The sequence below is a fragment of the Lacinutrix sp. YIN62 genome (assembly GCF_057219185.1).
This window is the reverse complement of record NZ_JBXVVH010000063.1, coordinates 1-1,764: the sequence shown is the minus strand read 5'-3', so window position 1 is coordinate 1,764 and position 1,764 is coordinate 1. Positions and strand designations below refer to the sequence as shown.

The 1,764-nt window shown below is 30.1% G+C and carries 2 protein-coding genes; both read right to left on the bottom strand.

The genetic code is table 11. From position 1 onward, the window contains the following. Positions 1-168 precede the first annotated feature (168 nt). Positions 169-774: a hypothetical protein gene (locus tag AC2D8I_RS16135; protein ID WP_484707142.1), complete on the bottom strand. Its 606-nt coding sequence runs from the start codon at positions 772-774 to the stop codon at positions 169-171. Between the two features lie 133 nt (positions 775-907). Then, positions 908-1,537 (bottom strand): hypothetical protein, encoded by a 630-nt coding sequence (locus AC2D8I_RS16130; protein ID WP_484707140.1) that lies wholly within the window; start codon positions 1,535-1,537, stop codon positions 908-910. Positions 1,538-1,764 lie beyond the last annotated feature (227 nt).

The following is a 1,764-nucleotide window of genomic DNA, read 5'->3' as shown; positions in this document are numbered from 1 at the left end:
GTTTCTTTCCAAGGCATAATTTCTGTTTTTATTCAGAAATTTAGTCTTTAAAAAGTGTAAACGATGTCCCTTTAACTTTGTAAACGATGTTTCTTTACCATACCATATTATGGGCAACGTTGAGTGTAAAATGCGTTTTAATGCATTTTTACACATTGTTACCTGCTTTTATTTTATTTCTAATATTTCAAAATCATGCTTCATATAAAATTCCTCATTGAGAGAAATTTTTGGAGTATAGTACTCTTTATTTATGATTTCAGTCAATTCCTCTAAGTTTGTTTCACGAAACATGAAGAGGTTTTTTTGATTTACCTGATAATTATGAGTTGCTTCTCCGACTGAATTTAAGTATCCTGCTACTATCATACTTTCAAATATTTCACTGAATAATTTTTTATCCTCTCTCATTAAAATTTGACAGTCATACCAAATAAAGACTCTATTTTTTGGCTCTGTCTCAAAATTCAGAAGCACATCATAAATTGCATGAATATTCCTTCCCATTTCAAACCCCCATGGAATAGTCATACAAAGTTGGTAGCAGTAATCGTCAATTGATTTTATTTGCTTTCCAAATAATGGACATATTTCAGTATTTCCATTTGTCGCAATCTCTTGGATAACATTTGTCCCGAACCATTGCAATGGAGAAAAATCATCTTTTTCGAATTCACTTTTTGATAGGCAAATTAAATTTGAATTAAGAGCAAGATTAACTCCTTCTTTAATCCAGTTAAATTCTGATATTTCTCCAGTTTCTATTTGTTTCATTCGATTTTGTCAATTACAGCTAACGTGTTTGTATAAGATTAGTTGCGTGTTTTAAGCACCTAATTTAACAAATACAAACCGAATAGAAAGTCCGCGAGGACTTTCGTAAATAAGCTAAAGCTAGCAATTAATTTTATACGGTGTTGTGTGTAGGCTTTTCTTTCAGATTTTTAATTTCAGTTATTAATTCCGCTTTTTGATTTTCGGTCAATTCATTAAATAATTTTACTTTCTTTCCTTTATAGTTGAATATTATTTCTCCCATTATATGGCTAAAAAGCAATTTTCTATTCAGAGATATATTCCGCAATGTTTTGTCATAAGTCGATAATGAATTTTCTTGGATTTCATTCCGAATATTTTCTACGTGTTTCAATTTAAAACTTTGTGTTTTAGTTAGAAAAGTTCCTTTTTTACTTAAAGTCATTTTTCCATTTTCAATTCGTAATTCTTGTCGTCCATTAATAAGCCACAAAAATTGTCGTAATCCGATAGTTGCAACAATTGGGTGAATAACAAAAAACACAAGTATGAATTCCGTTGTAATTTCATTTCCGTTTATAAAACCTTCTATAATTCCAGAAAAAAATAGTCCACAGGAAAATAATGTAAATGCGAGTGCAATAAATGTGTTTCTCGAATTATTTGACGCAAATAAATCATTACTTTTCGGTAAGCATTCAAACTTTTTCCTATTCAAACCGAAAGTGAAAATTCGGCTGTAATGATATTGAAAATTTATTGATTTATCTTTAATGTTCATTGGTTTGTGGGCTTACAGACAACGTTTTGTGTATGAGCAGTAGCTCCTGCACGAGCGTTGATTTATAGTTTTAGTTTGCTTTCTTCTTTAATTTTCCTTGTGACCACAATCTGAGCTATTGCTTATACACGTCTTAAGTTTACAATTCATTAAATTTAAACATAAATAAGAAAAGACAAAAGAGAGGAATAAGGTTATGATACACGCAGAAGCTTAAGACTTCGTCA

Coding starts and splice junctions, on each gene's coding strand:
- AC2D8I_RS16135 (WP_484707142.1), bottom strand. CDS start 774: ATGAAACAAATAGAAACTGGAGAAATATCAGAATTTAACTGGATTAAA.
- AC2D8I_RS16130 (WP_484707140.1), bottom strand. CDS start 1,537: ATGAACATTAAAGATAAATCAATAAATTTTCAATATCATTACAGCCGA.